The organism is Methylobacterium sp. Leaf456, from assembly GCF_001425465.1.
GTDB lineage: Bacteria > Pseudomonadota > Alphaproteobacteria > Rhizobiales > Beijerinckiaceae > Methylobacterium.
In genome coordinates this window covers 128216-146034 of sequence record NZ_LMQV01000005.1, presented here as the reverse complement: position 1 = coordinate 146034, position 17819 = coordinate 128216, and the positions used below count along the sequence as shown (strand labels likewise).

18 protein-coding genes and 1 tRNA gene are annotated in these 17819 nt (G+C 71.4%); 8 read left to right on the top strand and 11 right to left on the bottom strand.

Annotated features, from left to right (window positions below; translation table 11 throughout):
• Positions 1–239: 239 nt before the first annotated feature.
• From ASG52_RS06810 to ASG52_RS06790, 5 genes are all read right to left on the bottom strand, one after another.
• Positions 240–1115, bottom strand: a complete 876-nt coding sequence (locus tag ASG52_RS06810; RefSeq protein ID WP_286158966.1) for an ImmA/IrrE family metallo-endopeptidase — start codon at positions 1113–1115, stop codon at positions 240–242.
• 112 nt (positions 1116–1227) lie between these two features.
• Positions 1228–1410: a DUF3606 domain-containing protein gene (locus ASG52_RS06805; protein WP_003600567.1), complete on the bottom strand. Its 183-nt coding sequence runs from the start codon at positions 1408–1410 to the stop codon at positions 1228–1230.
• A gap of 330 nt (positions 1411–1740) precedes the next feature.
• Positions 1741–1830, bottom strand: a tRNA-Ser gene (locus ASG52_RS06800).
• Between the two features lie 161 nt (positions 1831–1991).
• Complete coding sequence (locus tag ASG52_RS06795) at positions 1992–3584, bottom strand: heme biosynthesis protein HemY (RefSeq protein WP_056240801.1); 1593 nt, start codon at positions 3582–3584, stop codon at positions 1992–1994.
• Between the two features lie 122 nt (positions 3585–3706).
• Complete coding sequence (locus ASG52_RS06790; RefSeq protein WP_286158965.1) at positions 3707–5257, bottom strand: COG4223 family protein; 1551 nt, start codon at positions 5255–5257, stop codon at positions 3707–3709.
• Between ASG52_RS06790 and ASG52_RS28225 the strand changes: the two genes are divergently transcribed.
• The gene (locus ASG52_RS28225; RefSeq protein ID WP_162249977.1) at positions 5235–6014 is read left to right on the top strand and encodes a hypothetical protein; all 780 of its coding nucleotides are present in this window, start codon (positions 5235–5237) and stop codon (positions 6012–6014) included. The genes ASG52_RS06790 and ASG52_RS28225 overlap by 23 nt on opposite strands.
• Positions 6015–6086: 72 nt before the next feature.
• Here the strand turns inward: ASG52_RS28225 and ASG52_RS06785 are convergent, their stop codons facing one another.
• Entirely contained in the window at positions 6087–6818 is a 732-nt protein-coding gene (locus ASG52_RS06785; protein WP_056240795.1) for a uroporphyrinogen-III synthase, read from the bottom strand.
• A 194-nt stretch (positions 6819–7012) separates the two neighbouring features.
• Here ASG52_RS06785 and tsaD point away from each other — a divergent pair, with 194 nt between their 5' ends.
• Complete coding sequence (gene tsaD, locus ASG52_RS06780) at positions 7013–8047, top strand: tRNA (adenosine(37)-N6)-threonylcarbamoyltransferase complex transferase subunit TsaD (protein WP_056240793.1); 1035 nt, start codon at positions 7013–7015, stop codon at positions 8045–8047.
• 26 nt (positions 8048–8073) lie between these two features.
• Here the strand turns inward: tsaD and chrA are convergent, their stop codons facing one another.
• The gene (gene chrA, locus ASG52_RS06775) at positions 8074–9459 is read right to left on the bottom strand and encodes a chromate efflux transporter (protein ID WP_056240791.1); all 1386 of its coding nucleotides are present in this window, start codon (positions 9457–9459) and stop codon (positions 8074–8076) included.
• 5 nt (positions 9460–9464) lie between these two features.
• A complete protein-coding gene (locus ASG52_RS06770; RefSeq protein ID WP_056240789.1) occupies positions 9465–10697 on the bottom strand; it encodes an amidase family protein in 1233 nt (410 codons plus the stop codon).
• Between the two features lie 133 nt (positions 10698–10830).
• Here ASG52_RS06770 and ASG52_RS06765 point away from each other — a divergent pair, with 133 nt between their 5' ends.
• The 4 genes from ASG52_RS06765 (at position 10831) to ASG52_RS06750 (ending at position 14188) form a co-directional block, all read left to right on the top strand.
• A complete protein-coding gene (locus ASG52_RS06765) occupies positions 10831–11802 on the top strand; it encodes an extensin-like domain-containing protein (RefSeq protein ID WP_056240786.1) in 972 nt (323 codons plus the stop codon).
• Between the two features lie 135 nt (positions 11803–11937).
• The gene (locus ASG52_RS06760) at positions 11938–12405 is read left to right on the top strand and encodes a hypothetical protein (RefSeq protein ID WP_056240783.1); all 468 of its coding nucleotides are present in this window, start codon (positions 11938–11940) and stop codon (positions 12403–12405) included.
• Between the two features lie 93 nt (positions 12406–12498).
• Positions 12499–13173 (top strand): ribonuclease T2 family protein, encoded by a 675-nt coding sequence (locus ASG52_RS06755; protein ID WP_056240872.1) that lies wholly within the window; start codon positions 12499–12501, stop codon positions 13171–13173.
• 208 nt (positions 13174–13381) lie between these two features.
• Entirely contained in the window at positions 13382–14188 is an 807-nt protein-coding gene (locus ASG52_RS06750) for a 23S rRNA (adenine(2030)-N(6))-methyltransferase RlmJ (protein WP_082552401.1), read from the top strand.
• A gap of 8 nt (positions 14189–14196) precedes the next feature.
• On the opposite strand, the gene ASG52_RS06745 is transcribed toward ASG52_RS06750, so the two are convergent.
• Positions 14197–14454, bottom strand: a complete 258-nt coding sequence (locus tag ASG52_RS06745) for a DUF6894 family protein (RefSeq protein ID WP_056240778.1) — start codon at positions 14452–14454, stop codon at positions 14197–14199.
• Positions 14455–14464: 10 nt separating this feature from the next.
• Positions 14465–15898: an FAD-linked oxidase C-terminal domain-containing protein gene (locus ASG52_RS06740; protein ID WP_056240775.1), complete on the bottom strand. Its 1434-nt coding sequence runs from the start codon at positions 15896–15898 to the stop codon at positions 14465–14467.
• A gap of 317 nt (positions 15899–16215) precedes the next feature.
• Here ASG52_RS06740 and ASG52_RS06735 point away from each other — a divergent pair, with 317 nt between their 5' ends.
• Together ASG52_RS06735 and ASG52_RS06730 are read left to right on the top strand one after the other, a co-directional pair.
• Positions 16216–16578 (top strand): c-type cytochrome, encoded by a 363-nt coding sequence (locus ASG52_RS06735; protein WP_056240773.1) that lies wholly within the window; start codon positions 16216–16218, stop codon positions 16576–16578.
• A gap of 180 nt (positions 16579–16758) precedes the next feature.
• Complete coding sequence (locus ASG52_RS06730; RefSeq protein ID WP_056240771.1) at positions 16759–17121, top strand: c-type cytochrome; 363 nt, start codon at positions 16759–16761, stop codon at positions 17119–17121.
• A gap of 122 nt (positions 17122–17243) precedes the next feature.
• On the opposite strand, the gene ASG52_RS06725 is transcribed toward ASG52_RS06730, so the two are convergent.
• The gene (locus ASG52_RS06725; protein ID WP_056240767.1) at positions 17244–17714 is read right to left on the bottom strand and encodes a MarR family winged helix-turn-helix transcriptional regulator; all 471 of its coding nucleotides are present in this window, start codon (positions 17712–17714) and stop codon (positions 17244–17246) included.
• Positions 17715–17819: the final 105 nt, after the last annotated feature.

Here is a 17819-nt window from a genome sequence, read left to right as displayed (position 1 = left end):
CGGCCGGGGCTTCGCGCCCTGCGGTGTCTTCTGCCGCCCTCAGGGACGCGTCGAATCGGCCATGCGAGGCGGTGAAGCCTGTTCGGACGATGGGTCAGGCTGGAGCGTCAGCCCGGAAGGTAAGAACCGGCTTTCGGAAAAACCGATGTGGCACAAGAGTTTAGAGCATCGTGCCGGATACGGTATCCAGCACGATGCTCGAGGGCCGTCAGGGCTGCTCCGACAGAACGGAATCTTGCCTACCGTCGCCCCGAGTGGAAGCGGTAACGCCAGCCCTCATCCAGCCTGCGCTCCGCCGCGCTCTCCTCAGGGACGGGTTCCAGACGCAGCAGGATCATCGCGAAGCCATTCTGCTGAAGGTACACCTGCTCGGTGAGGGACGGCACGCGGAGGTCGCGCTTCACATCGATCCAGAGATCGGGACTGCGTGCGGCGATGCCACTCGCGGTGTTCGGCCGATGCGGAGTGCTGTGATAGAGCGAGCCCGTCGGGATCGGGCTGCCGACCCCGCAGGTGACGTCCGGGAAGGAGAGGCTGCGATAGCACCGCTGCACCCGGCCTTTGCCCGCCACGACGATGGCAATTCTCTCTGGGTGGTACTGCACGTAGACCCGAGCCGCCACCTCCTTGCCGACCGCGAATTCGCGCGCGAGCCCGAGAACGTGCTGCAGGTCGGGCTCGCGACAATCCGCCATGGCCGCCCGCAACCGATGCGGGGGCATCAGCATGAGGGTGGCGAAGCGGTTGGCCTCGACCTCCCTGCGCTGCCGCGGGTCGCTCGCCTTCGCCGTGAGGCGAAGGAGGTCAGAACTCTTGCACAGGAACCGACCGGGCTGATCCGGAACGTGGTGCGCCATCAGAAAGTGACCGAGTTCGTGCGCGATGGTGAAGCGGCGACGCGGTTCGCCCCCGGGCTTGGCCAGGATCGTGCCTTCGGACCGCTTCGCGTCGGTCGCGAGACCGCCCTCGAACGCGTCGGTATCGAGGTCCTCGATCTTGAGAATGCCGAGGCGTGCGCACAGCTCCTGGATCGGCACAGGTACGGGAAGGTTCGGCTCGGCCTGTAGGATGCGTTTGACGAGCGCCTCCGGCGCGCCCGCGCCCGCGAGTTCCATCCTGCTGATCGGCATACGCGCAGCCCCTTCTCGTCCCCGGACCAATTATCAGGCTGCTCCGAAAACGCGACGACATCTCCCAACGAGCTATCCCGCTGCGGCCAGCATGCGCCTACCGCTTCTTGCCCAACTCGGCGGCGATATCCTTCGTCATCCGGCCGACCTTCCGATGCGCTGCCGTAAGCTGGTCCTGCGTGACGCCCCATCGCTTCATCCAAAACTCGACAGCCTTGCGTTCAGACAGATCGAGGCGGTCCTTATCGATGAAGCCACGCTTGTCCTTGAGGCCGGCCATGGGGGAATCCTGATGGCTAGATGATTTGCGGGCTGGGAAGGGCCTTGCGGCCCTTGACGATGATGAAAGGATGCAGGGAACCGTTCTGATACAGCAACTCGTCCAGCATGACGGTTGCAGAATGCGTGTGGGCGAAGCCGCCAACGCTTGGCTGGGCGCCCTATCCTACGAAAGCGAGCCGTTGTCGTTAATCTCGTCCGCTCAGGCACCCGTCCGACGCGGTGCGGTAGCGTGCGCTGCAAGCCGATGCAGAATGTGGGCTAAACCGAGGGGTTACGGATCGAATCGATCCGAAAAATCGAACTAATAAAGACACTTAGGCTGATAGAGTGGCGGAGGGAGCGGGATTCGAACCCGCGATACCGTTTCCGGTATACACACTTTCCAGGCGTGCGCCTTCAACCACTCGGCCACCCCTCCGGAGTCCCACCGGGAACCGCCGTGAGCCGAGGCTCGGTGCGGTCCCGCGCGGCGGGAGCCGTGCTGTAACCGGGGCGCCGGCTTCTGGCAAGCGGGAGCGTGACGCTCCCGATCGATCGCCGCCGGACGGCTGCGATGCCGCTTGCCGGCGCCCTGGGCTGTCAGGCGATGTGGCGCGGGCGCTCCACGGGCGTGCCCGGTGGGACCGGGGCGCGGGGGATGGCCTGCGGCGCAGGCGTTGCCGCAGGCGCCGTCGTCGAAGCGGGCGCCGATGGCGTCGCGGGGGCGGAGGAGCCGGCGCCGGTCTCGAGGAAGCCGGGCTTTGCGGCCGGCACGGCCTCGACGGTGGTCGGCGGCGGGACCGGCACGGCCGGGGGCGGCGCGGCGGCGGACGCGGGGGCGACCGCCTCGATCCGGGGGGCGGCGTGCTCCGGCGCCACGGGGGCGTCGTCATCCTCAGGCGCCGCCAGGATTTCCGGCGGGGTCTTCCAGACGAAGGCGTCGAGGCGCCCGGTCGTCGGCGAGATCGGGGCCCAGCGCTCGGAGATGACGCCGTCGGCGACCCAGGCCGGATCGCGCGGGGCGCGGGCGGCGCGGGCCAGCCATTCGCGCGAGCGCCCGCTGTCGCCGCCGTGCTCGGCGGCCTCGATCCGCGCCATCATCCGGCAGACCCGCACGCTCGGGCGGTCGTCGAGGAGCGGCGCCAGCGTCTCGCGGGCGCGGCCGAACTCCTTGGCCTCGGCCGCGGCCTGGGCCAGCACCAGCCGGGCCTCCGGGTCCCAGGACGAGAGCTTGGCCAGCGTCTCGGCGCGGGCGACGCGGTCGCGGGCGGAATCGCCCGTGCGCAGGTTGAGATAGACACGCCCGAGTTCGGGATGCGGCGTGGACTTCCACGCGCCCTCAACGATCTTGGCGGCCTTGCGCAGGTCGTTGCGACGCGCCAGTAGGCGCCCGGCGATGACGGCGGCGGGCACGAGATCGGGGGCGAGCTTGACGGCCTTGAGCGCCTGATCGGTGGCGGTGTCGGGAGCACCCGCCTCGTTGCTCTGCGCGGCGGCGGTGAGCAGGACCGCGCGCTGGCGCCGCGCCGCGTGCTTGTCCATCAGGCCGAGTTGCGCGCGGCGCTCCACCGTCTCAGTCGCGGCCGACCAGTCGCCATCGGCGCAATGGGCCTCCATCACCGCCTCGTTGGCCCAGGTGACGCTGGGGGCAAGCCGCGCAGCCTCGACGGCGTACGCGCGGGCGGTCGGCTCGTCCTCGCGGCGGCGCGCTTCGACGAACAGGCCGCGCAGACCCAGAACCCGCGTCTCGGGATCGTCGGCCATGCTGCGGAAGGCGCGCTCGGCGGCGTCGCGGTCGCCCGAGATCTGGGCGGCCTGCGCCTTGAGCAGCAGCGTCAGCGGCTGCGAGCCCAGCAGCCGCTCGGCGTCGCTGGCGTGGCGGCGGGCGGCGAGCGGATCGCCCGAGCCCACCGCGATCATGCCGCGGGAAAGCGAGGCGAGGCCCTTGTTGCGGCGCCGCTCACGCGTCGAGCGGCTGATGCTCGCCGGCAGGCCGATGACGCCGGTGACGATCGCCCAGATCACGGCGACCACGATCGCCGCCACCAGCACGCCGGTCAGCGCGATGGCGAGGCTCATCTGGACGTCGTAGCCGTTCCAGACGACGTTCACGGTGCCCGGATGGTCGGCGATCCACACGGCCCCGTAGGCCGCGAGGGCCAGGAGGGCCAGGAAAACGAGGGCGCGCCACATGGGTCAGGGCCTCCTTGGAAGCACGGCGAGCGGGCGCTCGCGGCCCGGACAAGCAGGAAGGGAATGAGGGCACGCGAAACGCGGGCCCATCGTCGGAAACACCGTCATCGGGCGCGCGGGTCCTAGCGCGCCGGGGGGAGGCCGGTGAAGGCATCGGTGAGCAGCGACTGCGCCGCCTTGCCGGCTTCGGCCCTGGCCGTCAGCCGGGCACCGAAGTCGCCGGCCTGGGCCTTCGCCTCCTCGGGCAAAGCCGCGAAGGCCGAAGTCGCAGCGGACAGGTCGCTGTTGTCGAGGGCGGCCTGGACCGGCGCGGTCGAGCCCTCGGCGCCGCCCGCGGTGCCCTGGCCCTGAGCTGGGGCGTCGGCGCGCTTCACCTGCACCAGCGAACTCGCCATGTTCATCAGCCGGTCGCCGACGCTGCCGCTCTCGGCCACCGCCTTGGCCTGGGCGGCGCGCTTGGCCTCCGCGATCTTGGCCGAGATGGTGCGGAACTCGGCAGAAAGCTTGGCCGGGGTCGGCGCGCCCTTGTCGGCGAAGGGCGTGAGCGCCGCGACGCGCTTGGAATCCGCCGGCTCCTGGCTGCGCAGGCTGGCCAGCGCCTCCGGATAGGGCTGGCCGGCATCGAGCGCCGTGGCGATGCGGTCGGCGGCGACGATCCGCAGGGCCGATTGCACCGTCGCCGCCTTGGCGGTCTGGTCGAGCGCCTTGTCGAGGGTGGCGAGCTTGTCGGCCTGTTCTTGCAGCTTGCGGTCGAGACCCTTCACGGTCTCGTCGGAGCGCGCCTGAGAGGCTTCCGCGGCCTGCTTGCCGGCCTGGGTCGCCTCCTGCACCGCCTGCGTCGCCGCGACGATCTTCGAATCCAGCGACTTCTGCAACTCGTCGAGGCGCTTGGCGAGGCCGGCATCCGCCGTCTCGTTGGCCTTGGTGCGGCTGTCGATCTCGCCCTGGAGCGCGGTGAGCTTTTGGGTCAGGTCGGGCGCGGGGGCTCCATCCTTGCCCACGGCTTCGAGCGTCTTGATCCGCTCGTCGAGGGCGGCGAGCGCGGTGCCGTCGCTCGGCTGCGCCTGCACTGCCTTCGGCTCGGCGTTGCCGTCGCGGGCCGGCTCCTCCTGGAGAGCCGAGACGCGCTGGTCGAGGGCGTCGAGGCGGGCGGCGAGGTCGGCGGGGACGGCCGGCGCCGGGGCGGCGCCGTCACCCGTGGGCGCGGCGGCAGGCGCGGAGCCGGCCTTCTGCAGGGCTTCCTGCGCCTTGTCGCCGGCCGTCTTGGCGGCGGCCTCCGCGCGCTTGATCGCCTCGGGCAGGGGCTTGAGCGCCTGCTCGTCGGCGGCGATGCGCTTGTCGAGGGCGGCCACGGCATCCTTGGTGGCCAGCCCCGCCACCGCCTTGTCGAGGTTGTCCAGGCGGGAATCGCCCGTGCGCTGGAACGAGGTGACGCCGTAGAGGAGGCCCGCGCCGACGAGGCCGCCGAGCAGCCCGGAGACCGCCACGGCACCGAGGCCCGCCCGCGACTTGGCCGTCTCGGCCGCAGGTTTGGCATCGGGACGGGTCTGGCCCTTCGCCGCGTCCTTTGCCGCGTCCTTGGCACCCGCCTTGCCGGCCTCGGCCGGATCGGGGACGCGCTTGGCCTTCATGTCGAGGATCGGCCCATCGGTGAGCGAGGCGGACTCGGTCACGCGGGTCGGGCCCGACGCGGACGGGCTGCCGGTGGTGGTACCGGAGGGCTTTCCATCGGACGGCTTGGCACCGATGGGCGGCACGGCGCTGCTGCCGGTCGGGCCGGGCTTGGCCGGGCTGTCGGGCTTCAGGTCTCCGGGCTTGGCGGCGGCGGTCGCGGGCGGCACGGCGCTGCTGCCGGTGGCGCCGGGCTTCAGCGGCACGGCGCCGCCGGAGGTGTTGGCCGTGGCGGTGCCCGGCGTCGGGGAGGCGGCGACCGAAGACTTGGCCGGCTCGGAGGGCTTTGGATCGGAGGGCTTGGGCGCACCGCCGACCGGCGGCACGGGGCTGCCCACGCTGCCGGGCTTCGAGGGCGCGGCGGACGCGCTCGACGGGGCACTCGGGGTCGATCCGGTGGACGAAACCGACGACGTGGCCCCCATGGGCTTGATGGGATCGGACGGCTTGGCGCCCACCGGCGGCACGGCGCTGCTGCCGGTGGCGCCGGACTTGAGCGGCTCGCCGGTCTTGGCGTCCTGGGGGCGGCCGGTGCCGGGCGAGGACGGGGCGCCGCCGGGCAGCGCGCTGCTGCCGGTCGGGCCGGGCTTCACCGGCTCGGATTTCGTCAAGACGGGCTTGCCGGCCTGGGGCGTACCCGCGGGAGCGGGCGTGCCGGGCTTGGGCGTGGAAGAAGAGGCGGGGGACGCGCCCTTGTCCGCAGGCTTCGGACCATCCTTGGGTGAAGTCACCGGCGTTCGCTCCCTTCGCCACCTTTGAGAGGCACCGCGCTCCCATAGAGCGGTCGGGCGGCGCCATCCATCCCGTCGTTTCGCTGACCGTCCTCGGGCCTCACGCCTCTTCCCCGAGGGGAGGAGCCGGTCGGTCCGGGGGCGGAAGTCCGGCGAGGAGGGCGTCCTCGCTCGGTCGCATCGCCACAAAATGGGCCGCGACTCCGAACTCGGCCAGTCCCGCTTCCACATCGGGCGACAGGCAGTAATGCTTCAACGCGCGAAACGCTCCGGCCAAGCCGGCCTCCCGGCACAATTCGGCGGCCACGCGGGCGCTGCGGCGGGAGAAGTGCAGCGCGCCCCCCAGTTCCGTGCCGGCCCGCAGCGCGCGCGCCGCGGCCTCCGGCAGCGTCGCCGCGGCGCGCGCCGCGTAGGCGCTCCAGATCGTCACGGAAAACCCCGCCGCCGCGAGGCTCACTGCCGGCTCCGCCTTGCGGTCCTCGCCCGCGGCGTGGAGCAGGCGGCTTCCCGGTTGCAGCGTCACCGCGACCAGGGCCGCGAGATCGCCCGCATGCCCTTCCGCGCAGTGAACCCGCGAAAACCCCGCCCGCCGGGCGCGCTCGGCGGTGCGGGTGCCGACGGCGAACACCGACAAGTCGCGCGGCAGGCCGTCGGTCGCGGCGACCGCGTTGCCGCTGGTCAGGATCAGCCCGTCGAAGGGGCCCTCCGGCACCGGCATCCCGGTCGGGGCGATCCGCAGCACCGGCGCGACGAGGACGGCGTGGCCCAGCCCTTCGAGGCGCTTGGCCGTGCGCGCGGCGCCGGGCTCGGGCCGTGACACCCAGATCCGCATCGACCTCCCCCATTCCTGCCCGATGCGCACAAACTGCCTATTTGCCCTGTCGAAAAGCGAAGTTTCTGCGTAGACGTGTCACCACCCAGTAGGCGGAACGCGTCCGGCGTCTGGAGTGGTCGAAATATGCGCGCGGAGATCGAGCGCGCAACGTGCGGAACGCCAGCGTACCGGGTGGAGTCCCCAGAGACCCGATGAAAATCCTTGGCATCGAGACGACCTGCGACGAGACCGCCGCCGCCGTCGTCGCCCTCGACGAGGGCGAACGCGGACACATCCTGTCCAATGAAATCCTGAGCCAGATCGCCGAGCACGCGGCCTATGGCGGGGTGGTGCCCGAGATCGCGGCGCGCGCCCATGTCGAGGTGCTCGACCGATTGATCGCCCGCGCCCTGGAGCGGGCCGGCACCGACCTGTCGGGGCTCGACGGCATCGCGGTCGCCGCCGGGCCCGGCCTGATCGGCGGCGTGCTGGTCGGGCTCGTCACCGCCAAGACCCTGTCGCTGGTGGCGCGCAAGCCGCTTCTCGCCGTCAACCATCTGGAGGCGCACGCGCTGACGCCGCGCCTCACCGACGGGCTCGCCTTCCCCTACCTGCTGCTGCTGGCCTCGGGCGGCCACACCCAGCTCGTCGCCGTGAAGGGCGTGGGCGACTACGTCCGCCTCGGCACCACCATCGACGACGCCATCGGCGAGGCCTTCGACAAGGTCGCGAAGCTCCTGGGCCTGGCCTATCCCGGCGGGCCGGAGGTGGAGCGGCTGGCGCAAACGGGTGATCCCGAGCGCTTCGCCCTGCCCCGGCCGATGCTGGGGCGGCGCGAGGCCGATTTCTCGCTCTCCGGCCTCAAGACGGCGCTCCGCATCGAGGCCGAGCGCCTCGCGCCGCTCGCGAGCCGCGACGTGGCCGACCTCTGCGCGAGCTTCCAGGCCGCGGTGGTGGACGTGGTGGTGGACCGCGTCCGGGTGGCGTTGCGCGGCTTCGGTGCGGTCGCGGGCCATCCGACGGCGCTGGTCGCGGCCGGGGGCGTCGCCGCCAACGGCGCGATCCGCCGGGCGCTCGCCGCCCAGGCCGGCGAGGTGGGCCTCAGCTTCGTCGCCCCGCCGCTGCCGCTGTGCGGCGACAACGGCGCGATGATCGCCTGGGCCGGGCTGGAGCGGCTGCGCCTCGGCCTCGTGGACGATCTCACGGCGCCGGCGCGGGCGCGCTGGCCGTTCGCCAAGGCGTCGTAGGGGCCGATCCAGGCTAAAGGTTCGCGTCAGGCCAACCCGGCGAGGTGCAGTCCCACGCCCGCGGCGGAGGACGCGAGCAGCGTAGGGATCACGCCCGCGCGGAAGCGGAACACGGCGAGGATCGCGGCGCCCGAGAGCAGCAGCGCCGGCCCATTCAGGCTCGACCAGACCGGCAGATCGAGCCGCAGCCCGAGCCCCGGATACAGGCTGCTGACTTCCGAAAACAGCAGGTGCAGCGCGAACCAGACCGCGAGGTTGAGGATCACCCCCACCACCGCGGCGGTGATGGCGGCGAGCGCCCCCGACAGCGCCCGGTTCTCCCGCAGGGCCTCGACGTAGGGGGCCCCCGCAAAAATCCAGAGGAAGCAGGGCAGGAACGTCACCCAGGTGGTGAGCAGCCCGCCGAGCACACCCGCGACGTACGGATCGAGCCCGCTTTGGCCTCGGAAGGCGCCGAGGAAGCCGACGAACTGGGTCACCATGATGAGCGGGCCCGGCGTCGTCTCGGCCAGCCCCAGCCCGTCGAGCATCTCGCCGGGCCTGAGCCAGCCATAGGTGTCGACCGCGGCCTGCGCGACATAGGCCAGCACCGCGTAGGCGCCCCCGAAGGTGACGACCGCCATCTTGGAAAAGAACACCGCGATGGCACTAAAGACGTGGTCCGGCCCGAGCCCGACCACGAGCGCCAGAACCGGCCCGAGCCAGAGCGCCAGGAACAGGCCGGAGAGCGCCAGCGTGTGGCGCAGGTTCGGCCGGGCATGGGCCGGCACACCCAGCCCGAGCAGGCTGTCGGCGTCGGCGAGGCCGTTCTCCGCCCCGCCGCCATGGCCGCCGGCGCGGAAGCTTTTAGCGCCGGCACGCGTGCCCACGTAGCCGATCAGCCCGGCGGCCAGCACGATCAGCGGGAACGGCACGTCGAACAGGAAGATGGCCCCGAAAGCGCCCGCCGCGATCATTCGCATCGCGTTGTTCCGCAGCGCCCGGGCGCCGACCCGCACCACCGCCTGAAGCACGATGGCGAGCACCGCGCATTTGAGGCCGAAGAACAGGCCGCCGACGATCCCGACGCCGCCGTAAGCGGCATAGATCAGGCTCAGGCCCATGATCGAGACGAGGCCGGGCAGCACGAACAACCCGCCCGCGATCAGCCCGCCCGCGGTGCGGTGCATCAGCCAACCGATATAGGTGGCGAGTTGCTGCGCCTCGGGGCCGGGGAGCAGGGTGCAGAACGAGAGGGCGTGGAGGAAGCGCGCCTCGCCGATCCAGCGCTTCTCATCGACGAGGATGCGGTGCATCACCGCGATCTGCCCGGCCGGGCCGCCGAAGCTGAGAAGCGCGATCCGGGCCCAGACGCGGGCCGCCTCGGCGAGCGTCACGCCGTGGCCGGGCGCGGCAACGCCGTCGCGGTCCATCCGGGTCAGCCTTCCGCCCGCAGCGCCGCCTCGATCGTCCCGGCCATCGCCAGCGCCCGCCCGTCGTCGCCGAAGCGGGCGATGACCTGCACGCCGAGCGGCAGCCCGTCGCCCGGCACCGGGACGGTGACGCAGGGCACGCCCATCAGGGTCCAGAGCCGGTTGAAGCGGGCATCCCCGGTGGTGGCGATGGCCGGCGCCCGGCCGACCGCGGACACCGTCAGGATCGCGTCGAAGCCGGAAAACATTTCCTTCAGCTGGCGCCGCGCCCGGTGGGCGTCGCGGCGGGCCGCGTCGTACTGCGCGGCGGTCAGCTCCTGCGCCCGGTCGAGCTGCGGCCCCAGCACCGGCGGCAGCGCGGCGCGGTGCGTCGCGTATTCCCAGGCAAGCGCCTGGCGCGCCTCGAAATCCTGCACGGTCGGATGCGCGGCCCAGGCGCGGGCGAAGGGCTCGGGCAGCGCGAGATCGAACACGGTTGCGCCGGCCCGCTCGGCGGCGCGCGCGGCGCGGGTCAGCGCGTCGAGCGCGTCCGCGTCGGCCTCGCCTGCGAACTCCTGGCGGCAGAGGGCGATGCGCGGCGTGCCGGCTTCCGCGGTCTCGATGGCCGGCCGCTCGACGATCAGCGCGAGCGCCCGGGCGAGGTCGGGCACGCCGCGGGCAAAGAGTCCGACCGTGTCGAGCGCCCAGGAGAAGGTTTTGACCCCCACCGTCGGGATCAGCCGGAACGAGGGCTTGATCGCCGCGATCCCGCAGAAGGCGGCCGGGCGGATCACCGAGCCGCCGGTCTGGGTGCCGAGCGCCAGCGGCAGCAGCCCGGCCGCGACCGCGGCGGCCGAGCCCGAGGACGAGCCGCCCGGCGTGTGCGCCGAATCGTGCGGGTTCACCGTCGCGCACGGGTCGAGCCCGGCGAAGGCCGTGGTCGCGGTCTTGGCGAGCGGCACGGCGCCGAGGGCCCGCAGCCGCGCCACCACCGCCGCGTCGGCCCGCGGGCGCCAGCCGGTGTAGATCGATGAGCCGTGCTCGGTCGCCATGTCGGCGGTGTCGATGATGTCCTTGATGCCGACCGCGATGCCGGCGAGCGGGCCTTCCGCCGGCACCGGCCCCTCCGGCGCCATGCGCAGGATCGCACCGAGGTTTCGATCGCGCTGGGTCATGCCTTCGCGCGCCTCGGCGATGGCGGCGTCCGGCGCGAGGCGGCCCGCCTCGATGCGGGCGCGGAGATCGAGAAGCGAGATCATGCCTCCCGCGTGACGCTTGGGCGCCGCCGCTGTCAACACCGCTCCACAGGCCCGATGCAAAGGAGACACGGTGGCGGCGCATCCGCCCGCATCGTTAGCGTCGCGTTTACGGACTCGCCCGCATCAAAGCCTCATGTGGCGTAAAGTGTTTGCGTTCTCGGCCCTGGCGCTGTTCGGCGCGGGCCTCACCGGTTGCGCGATCAACCGTTTCGAGCGCCGTGAGGCGTGGCGCGACCAGGCGGAGCAGGCTTGCATCGCCCGGAAGCTGGTTCAACCGACCTCGTGGGTCTCGCTGGCGCGCGAGATCGACGGGCCGGGTCCCTGCGGCATGCAGCAGCCCTACCGGGTCACCCGGCTCGGCAACGGCACGGTCGCGCTCAAGCAGCGGATGACGCTGGCCTGCCCGGCGCTCGCCGAGGCCGAGGCGTGGCTCGCCGACACGATCCAGCCCGCCGCCAACCTCTATTTCGGCGTGCCGGTGGCCGAGATCAACGCCGGCTCCTATTCCTGCCGCGGACGCAACAATCAGGTCGGCGCCAAGCTGTCCGAGCATTCCTTCGGCAACGCCGTGGACATCATGTCCTTCACGCTGGCCGACGGCCACGTCATCACCGTCAAGGGCGGCTGGCGCGGCACAGAGGCCGAGCAAGGCTTCCTGCGCGAGGTGTTCGTGGGGGCCTGCGCCCGCTTCACCACGGTGCTGGCGCCGGGCTCGAACGTGTTCCACTACGACCACATCCACGTCGATCTCGCCCGCCACGACCCGCGGGGCCTGCGCCGCGTGTGCAAGCCGCTGCTGAAGTTCGAATCGCAACTCTATGCGGCCGACGGCACGCCGCGGCCGATGGCGACGCCCCGCCCGCCCGCGCGCCAGCCGGCCGCCCCCCAGGCGCCGATCGACGTCGAGGAGGACGATCCCTACGGCGTGTCGCCGACCTCTTCGCGCAGTGGTGCGTCTCGTTACGCCCGCAGCCCGAGCCCGTCGGCCCCCTCGGCCTACGCCGCCGCCCCGCCGCCCCGCCCACGGGTGGCCGCCGCGCCGGCCGCCGAGGACGAAGCGGAACCGATGCCCGCGCACGGGCCTTCGGACGAGCCGATCTACTGAGGCCCTGCCCCCGCAGGACTGTGCCCCCCAAACCCCAGCGGCCGCCAAAACGACGACCCCGCCTCGCGCAAGCTTGACTTGGCGCCCCCGCCCGGCATCGTCTTTCGCCATCCTCAACAGGCGGATCTGAGCGGCATGCGCCCGAACCTTCCCCTCGCCGTCCTGGCGCTGGGCCTCGTCACGGTCTCGGCCGTGCACCCGGCCTTCGCCCGCTCCGGCCGCGAAGAAATCTCGCCGGCCGAGGAGCAGACCTTCCCCTACGACGCCGACATCCCCGGCTGCCAGGACACGTCGGTGCTGGAGAAGGTGTCGAACCAGTTCGCCGAGAAGGAGGCGAAGTTCTGGAACTCGTCGCTGACGATCCTCTCCTACGAGCGGATCGAGCGCACGGCGTGGCGGCCCTACGGCGTCGACTTCATCCCGCGCCGCTACTGCTCGGCGGTCGCCACCACCTCGGACGGGGTGCGGCGCAAGGTCGATTACTCGGTGCGCGAGAGCCTCGGCATCATCGGCGCGACCTGGGGCGTCGAGTTCTGCGTCCACGGTCTCGACCGCAACCTCGCCTACGCCTACGCCACCGCCTGCCGGATGGCCCGTCCCTGACGGAAAAGCGCGGCCGGCTTCGGGCACACGCTTGACTTGCGGCCCACGCCCGGCATCGTCTGGGAAACCGCCCGCGCTTTCTCCGAGACCGCCATGCTCCGCCGCCTCCTCGCCGCGCTCGCCCTCGGGCTGACGCTCTCGTCGGCCGCGGGTGCGCAGGATTTCGGCGGGTTCCGGCGCGGCGGCGGGGAGCCCGGCACCTTCGACTTCTACGTGCTGGCGCTGTCGTGGTCGCCGACCTATTGCGACGGGGAGGGCGCGCGCCGGGACCGCGACGGCCAATGCGCGCCGGGCCGCGGCCTCGGCTTCGTCGTGCACGGGCTGTGGCCGCAATACGACCGCGGCTTCCCCTCGAACTGCTCCGCGGTCGAGCGCCCGCTCACCCGCAACGCCATCGACGCCGCGGGCGAGGTGATGCCGAGCGAGGGGCTGGCCCGCCACGAATGGCGCACCCACGGCACCTGCTCGGGCCTCGATCCGCTCGCCTACTTCAAGGCCGTGAAGACCGCCCGCACCGCGGTGACGATCCCCGACGCGCTCAATAAGCCGGACGGCACGATCCGCGCCGCGCCGATCGACATCGCCCGCCAGTTCGTCGCCGCCAACAAGGGCCTGCGCCCGGACATGATGGCGGTGACCTGCCGCCGCGGGCAGTTGCAGGAGGTGCGGATCTGCTTCTCGAAGGACCTGCGCGGCTTCACCCCCTGCCCCGAGGTGGCGCGCCAGAATTGCCGCGCCGGCGAGGTGACGATCGAGGCGGCGCGCTGAAGCATCGGCCCGAAAGGTGGGCACCGGCTTTCGGGCAAAGCCGATGCGGCACAAGAACGAGAGCATCGGCCCGAAAGGTGGGCATCGGCTTTCGGGCAACGCCGATGCTCTCACGCGGACGGTGCTTTCCTGATAAGCGGCGGGCTCGACGCCCGGAGAGCCCGCCCTGAACTACCGTCACGCCTTCCACGCCGGCAATTTCGCGGACGTGCTCAAGCACCTCGTGCTGACCCGCGTGCTCGCGCATCTCGCCGCCAAGGCCAAGCCCTACCGCGCCATCGACACCCATGCGGGGATCGGCCTCTACGATCTCGACGCCGACGAGGCCGGGCGCACCGGCGAGTGGCACGACGGGATCGGCCGGCTCGATGCGCCCTTCGCCCCCGAGATCGAAGCGCTGCTCGCCCCCTATCGCGCGGCGGTCGCCGATGTCCGGGCGCGCTACGGCGCCACCACCTATCCGGGCTCGCCCGCGATCATCCGTGAGGCCCTGCGGGCGGGCGACAAGGGCGTGTTCGTGGAACTCCACCCTGTCGATGCCGAAGCGCTGGCCGAGCGTTACGCCAGCGATTCCCGCACCAAGGTGCTGCATCTCGACGGCTGGACCGCGCTCAACGCCCTGATCCCGCCCCCGGAACGCCGCGGCCTCGTGCTGATCGACCCGCCCTACGAGGAGCGCGGCGAGATCGACCGGCTGGGCCAAAGCCTGCTCAAAGCCGCCCGCAAGTGGCCGACCGGCATCTTTTTGGGGTGGTATCCGATCAAGGATCTTTCGGGAGTCGACCGCATGGCCGCCGCGCTCGACGCGGGCCTGGAGCGGCCGGCCTTGCGCCTCGACCTGATGATCGAGCGGCCCGACGATCCGACGCGGCTCTCCGGCACCGGATTGATCGTGATCAACCCGCCCTGGACGCTCGCCTCCGAGGCGGAGGTCTTCCTGCCGGCGCTCGCCGAGCGGCTGGCGCGCAGCGGCTACGGCGCGTTCCGCTGCGAGCGGCTGGGACCGGAGGGGTAAGCTCCGGCTCAGTGCCGGGTCTCGTCATCCTCGGGCGGCGCCGCGACGACCTCGGAGAACGGAAACTCGAACACCGTCTCGCCGGAGGCGTCCGCGACGATCAGGCTCGCCCGCATCAACCGGGCGGTGTCGGCTTCCTCGGCGAGGCTCTCGCGGATCGTCGCGCGAGCGACCCGCCACGCATGGTCGGGATCGGACAGCTCGACGCCCTCCTCGTCGGGGAGGACGGCGTCGCCGATGCGGGTGTGGAAGAAGTAGCGGGGCATCGGCCGAAACTCACGCCGCCACCCGGCCCTCCAGCGGAAACACCTTGGCCGGGTTCATCAGCCAGGCGGGGTCGAACACGTTGCGCACGCGCATCTGCTGCTCGAGGTCTTCCTGCGCGTACTGGAAGCGCATCAGCTCGCGCTTCTCGATGCCGACGCCGTGTTCGCCGGTGAGGCAGCCGCCGACCTCGACGCAGAGCTTGAGGATCGCGTCGCCCGCGGCCTCCGCCTTCTGCAACTCGCCGGGCTTGTTGATGTCGAACAGGATCAGCGGGTGCAGGTTGCCGTCGCCCGCGTGGAACACGTTGGCGACGCGAAGACCCTGTTCGGCGCAGATCGCGCCGATGCGCTCCAGCACCGGGCCGAGCTGGCCGGTCGGGATCGTGCCGTCCATGCAGATGTAGTCGGAGATGCGGCCGGTGGCGCCGAAGGCGGATTTGCGGCCCTTCCAGATCGCCGCCGACTCGGCCTCCGACTTCGACACGCGGATGCTGGTCGGGTCGAAGCGCGCCGCGATGGCCTCGATCCGGGCCAGCATGTCGGTGCATTCCTCGTCCGAACCCTCGACCTCGATGATCAGCATCGCGGCCGCATCCCGCGGGTAGCCGGCCCCGGAAAAGTCGTCGGTGATCAGGATCGCCTCGCGGTCCATGTACTCGATCGCGACCGGGATGATGCCCTCGCCGATGATCGCCGCGGTGCAGGCGCCGGCATCCTCCACCGACGAGAAGCCGACCAGCGCCGGCCGCGCGCCCTCCGCCGCCCGCAGGATGCGGACGGTCGCCTCCGTGACGATGCCGAGTTGGCCTTCCGAGCCGCAGATCAGGCCGAGCAGGTCGTAGCCCGGCGCGTCGAGATGCTGGCCGCCGAGTTCGACCACGGTGCCGTCGTTGGTCACCAGCGTGACGCCCATGAGGTTGTTCGTCGTCACGCCGTATTTCAGGCAGTGGGCGCCGCCGGAGTTCATGGCGATGTTGCCCGCGATGGTGCAGGCGAGCTGGCTCGACGGGTCGGGGGCGTAGAAGAAGCCCTCGTGCGCCACCGCGCCCGAGATCGCGAGGTTGGTGATGCCGGCCTCGACCCGCGCGGTGCGGTTGGGGAAGTCGAGATCGAGAATGCGGGTCATCTTGCCAACGCCGAGGATGATCGCGTCCTCCTGGGCGATGGCCCCACCCGCGAGCGAGGTGCCGGCGCCGCGCGCCACCACGGGCACGCCGTTGGCGTGGCAGAACGCCATCACCGCCGAGACCTCCGCGGTGGTCGAGGGCAGCACGACGGCCAGCGGCATCTTGCGGTAGGCGGTGAGCCCGTCGGTCTCGAAGGCGCGGCGCTCGTCCTCCGTCGTCACCAGGGCCTCCGGCGCGACGAGGGCGGCGAGCCCTTCGACGATGGCCTCGCGGCGGGCGACCACGCCGGCATCGGGGACGGGAAAGGCGATCGACATGGGCGGCGTCTCCTCGGGTTGGGGCCGGTGTCGCGGATCGGGGTCTCGCCGGGCCGGCCGCGCGGATCTTCAGCGCCGCTTCAGCCGCGCCCTGCGAGGATCGGGCGCACCGTGAATGAGGGGAATCTAGCGCGAAACCCGGCGCGACGCACGGCGCTCCACCGCCGCAAGGGCGCGGAACCGGAAACGGCGTGACACGCGTTAGACGGTGTCAGCTCGACTGGACGGTGGCACAGCTTAGTCTATATCTGTTCTAAGGCAGGAAAGCGCTGCCGCATGCGGGGCGGCGACGCCGCTCCCACGGAGGAAAGAACACGATGCGTCACCTCATCCTCGGCGCCGCCCTCGCGGTGCTGATGCCGATCGCTGCTCAGGCCGAGGGCGACGCTGCCGCCGGCGAGAAGGCGTTCGCGCCCTGCAAGGCCTGTCACAACTTCGAGAAGAACGGCGTCGGCCCGAGCCTCAAGGGCGTGGTCGGCCGCAAGGCCGGTTCGGCCGAGGGCTACAGCTACTCGCAGGCAGTCAAGGATTCCGGGGTCACCTGGGACGAGGCCAACCTCAAGGAATGGCTGATCGGCCCGGCCTCCAACAAGATCAAGGGCACCAAGATGGCCTATCCGGGCCTCAAGGACGAGAAGAAGGTCGAGGACGTCATCGCCTACCTCAAGTCCAAGTCCTGATTTCATTCGAATCGGAGGCCCGGCCGAATGGCCGGGCTTTCCCGGCTTCGCTCGGACCGTGCAGGGGGTGAGCGAAGTCCAGGATCCCGCATCATCGCAGAGCGGTGCGGGTCCGTCTCAGGAACGAAACCTCTGCACACGCGCGCCGCGAACCGGCCGCACCCATGGAGGAAACCCACGATGCGTCATCTGATCCTCGGCGCCGCTTTCGCGCTGCTGCTGCCCGTCGCCGCCCAGGCCGAGGGCGATGCCGCCGCCGGCGAGAAGGCGTTTGCGCCCTGCAAGTCCTGCCACAACTTCGAGAAGAACGGCGTCGGCCCGCAGCTCAAGGGCATCGTCGGCGAGAAGGCCGGCCAGGGCCGCGACGGCTACGCCTTCTCCGAGCCGCTGAAGAACTCCGGCATCACCTGGGACGAGGCCAACCTCAAGGAGTGGCTGACCGACCCGAAGAAGAAGGTTCCGGGCACCAAGATGGTGTTCCCCGGCATCAAGGACGAGAAGAAGGTCGACGACATCATCGCCTACCTCAAGACCAAGTCCTGATCGCCGTCAGACCTCTCTAGAGCATCGTCTTTTTCCGAAAGCCGGAAACCACCTTTCGGGACGATGCTCTAACGCGCAGGAAAGCCGCCTTCGGGCGGCTTTCTTCTGTCCGGTGCCGGCCTTCAGGCCGCGACCTCGGTCCCGGCCGCGCCGGCATGCAGGGCCTCGCGCATGGTCTCGAGGCTGTCGAGAAGGGCGCGCCGCTCGTCCAGGCTCATGCCGGTCATGCCGCCGACCGTCAGGGGCAGGCAGTCCATCTGACCCTTCAGGCTGCGGCCCTTGTCGGTGAGGAAGATGCTGACCTGCCGCTCGTCCGGCCGGTCGCGCGCACGCCGCACATGGCCCGAGGCCTCCAGCCGCTTCAGCAGCGGCGTGAGCGTGCCGGAATCGAGGAAGAGCCGGCCGCCGATCTCCTTGACCGACATCCCCTCCTCCTCCCACAGCACCAGCAGCACGAGATATTGCGGATAGGTCAGCTCGTGATGCGCCAGCAGGTTGCGGTAGGCGCGGCCGAAGGCGTGCGCGGCGGCGTAGACGGCGAAACAGAGCTGGTTGTCCAGCAGTTGCGGGTCATCCCGGCCCGGGTCACTCATGGTCCATCCTCGATGCGCGCTCCGACGCGCGCCGTCTCCTCGATCCAGGGGCCGGGCGCGGCAGGGCGCTGGCGGCGAGCCGCCTCAGATATGGTCGGCCCCCGG

Bases quoted from the DNA above. Each gene is read 5' to 3' on its own strand.
- ASG52_RS06730 (WP_056240771.1), top strand. From the start codon at position 16,759: ATGCGTCATCTGATCCTCGGCGCCGCTTTCGCGCTGCTGCTGCCCGTC.
- chrA (WP_056240791.1), bottom strand. From the start codon at position 9,459: ATGGACCGCGACGGCGTTGCCGCGCCCGGCCACGGCGTGACGCTCGCC.
- ASG52_RS06760 (WP_056240783.1), top strand. From the start codon at position 11,938: ATGCGCCCGAACCTTCCCCTCGCCGTCCTGGCGCTGGGCCTCGTCACG.
- ASG52_RS06805 (WP_003600567.1), bottom strand. From the start codon at position 1,410: ATGGCCGGCCTCAAGGACAAGCGTGGCTTCATCGATAAGGACCGCCTC.
- ASG52_RS06795 (WP_056240801.1), bottom strand. From the start codon at position 3,584: ATGTGGCGCGCCCTCGTTTTCCTGGCCCTCCTGGCCCTCGCGGCCTAC.
- ASG52_RS06740 (WP_056240775.1), bottom strand. From the start codon at position 15,898: ATGTCGATCGCCTTTCCCGTCCCCGATGCCGGCGTGGTCGCCCGCCGC.
- ASG52_RS06765 (WP_056240786.1), top strand. From the start codon at position 10,831: ATGTGGCGTAAAGTGTTTGCGTTCTCGGCCCTGGCGCTGTTCGGCGCG.
- ASG52_RS06755 (WP_056240872.1), top strand. From the start codon at position 12,499: ATGCTCCGCCGCCTCCTCGCCGCGCTCGCCCTCGGGCTGACGCTCTCG.
- tsaD (WP_056240793.1), top strand. From the start codon at position 7,013: ATGAAAATCCTTGGCATCGAGACGACCTGCGACGAGACCGCCGCCGCC.
- ASG52_RS06785 (WP_056240795.1), bottom strand. From the start codon at position 6,818: ATGCGGATCTGGGTGTCACGGCCCGAGCCCGGCGCCGCGCGCACGGCC.
- ASG52_RS06735 (WP_056240773.1), top strand. From the start codon at position 16,216: ATGCGTCACCTCATCCTCGGCGCCGCCCTCGCGGTGCTGATGCCGATC.
- ASG52_RS06810 (WP_286158966.1), bottom strand. From the start codon at position 1,115: ATGGAACTCGCGGGCGCGGGCGCGCCGGAGGCGCTCGTCAAACGCATC.
- ASG52_RS06745 (WP_056240778.1), bottom strand. From the start codon at position 14,454: ATGCCCCGCTACTTCTTCCACACCCGCATCGGCGACGCCGTCCTCCCC.
- ASG52_RS06770 (WP_056240789.1), bottom strand. From the start codon at position 10,697: ATGATCTCGCTTCTCGATCTCCGCGCCCGCATCGAGGCGGGCCGCCTC.
- ASG52_RS06725 (WP_056240767.1), bottom strand. From the start codon at position 17,714: ATGAGTGACCCGGGCCGGGATGACCCGCAACTGCTGGACAACCAGCTC.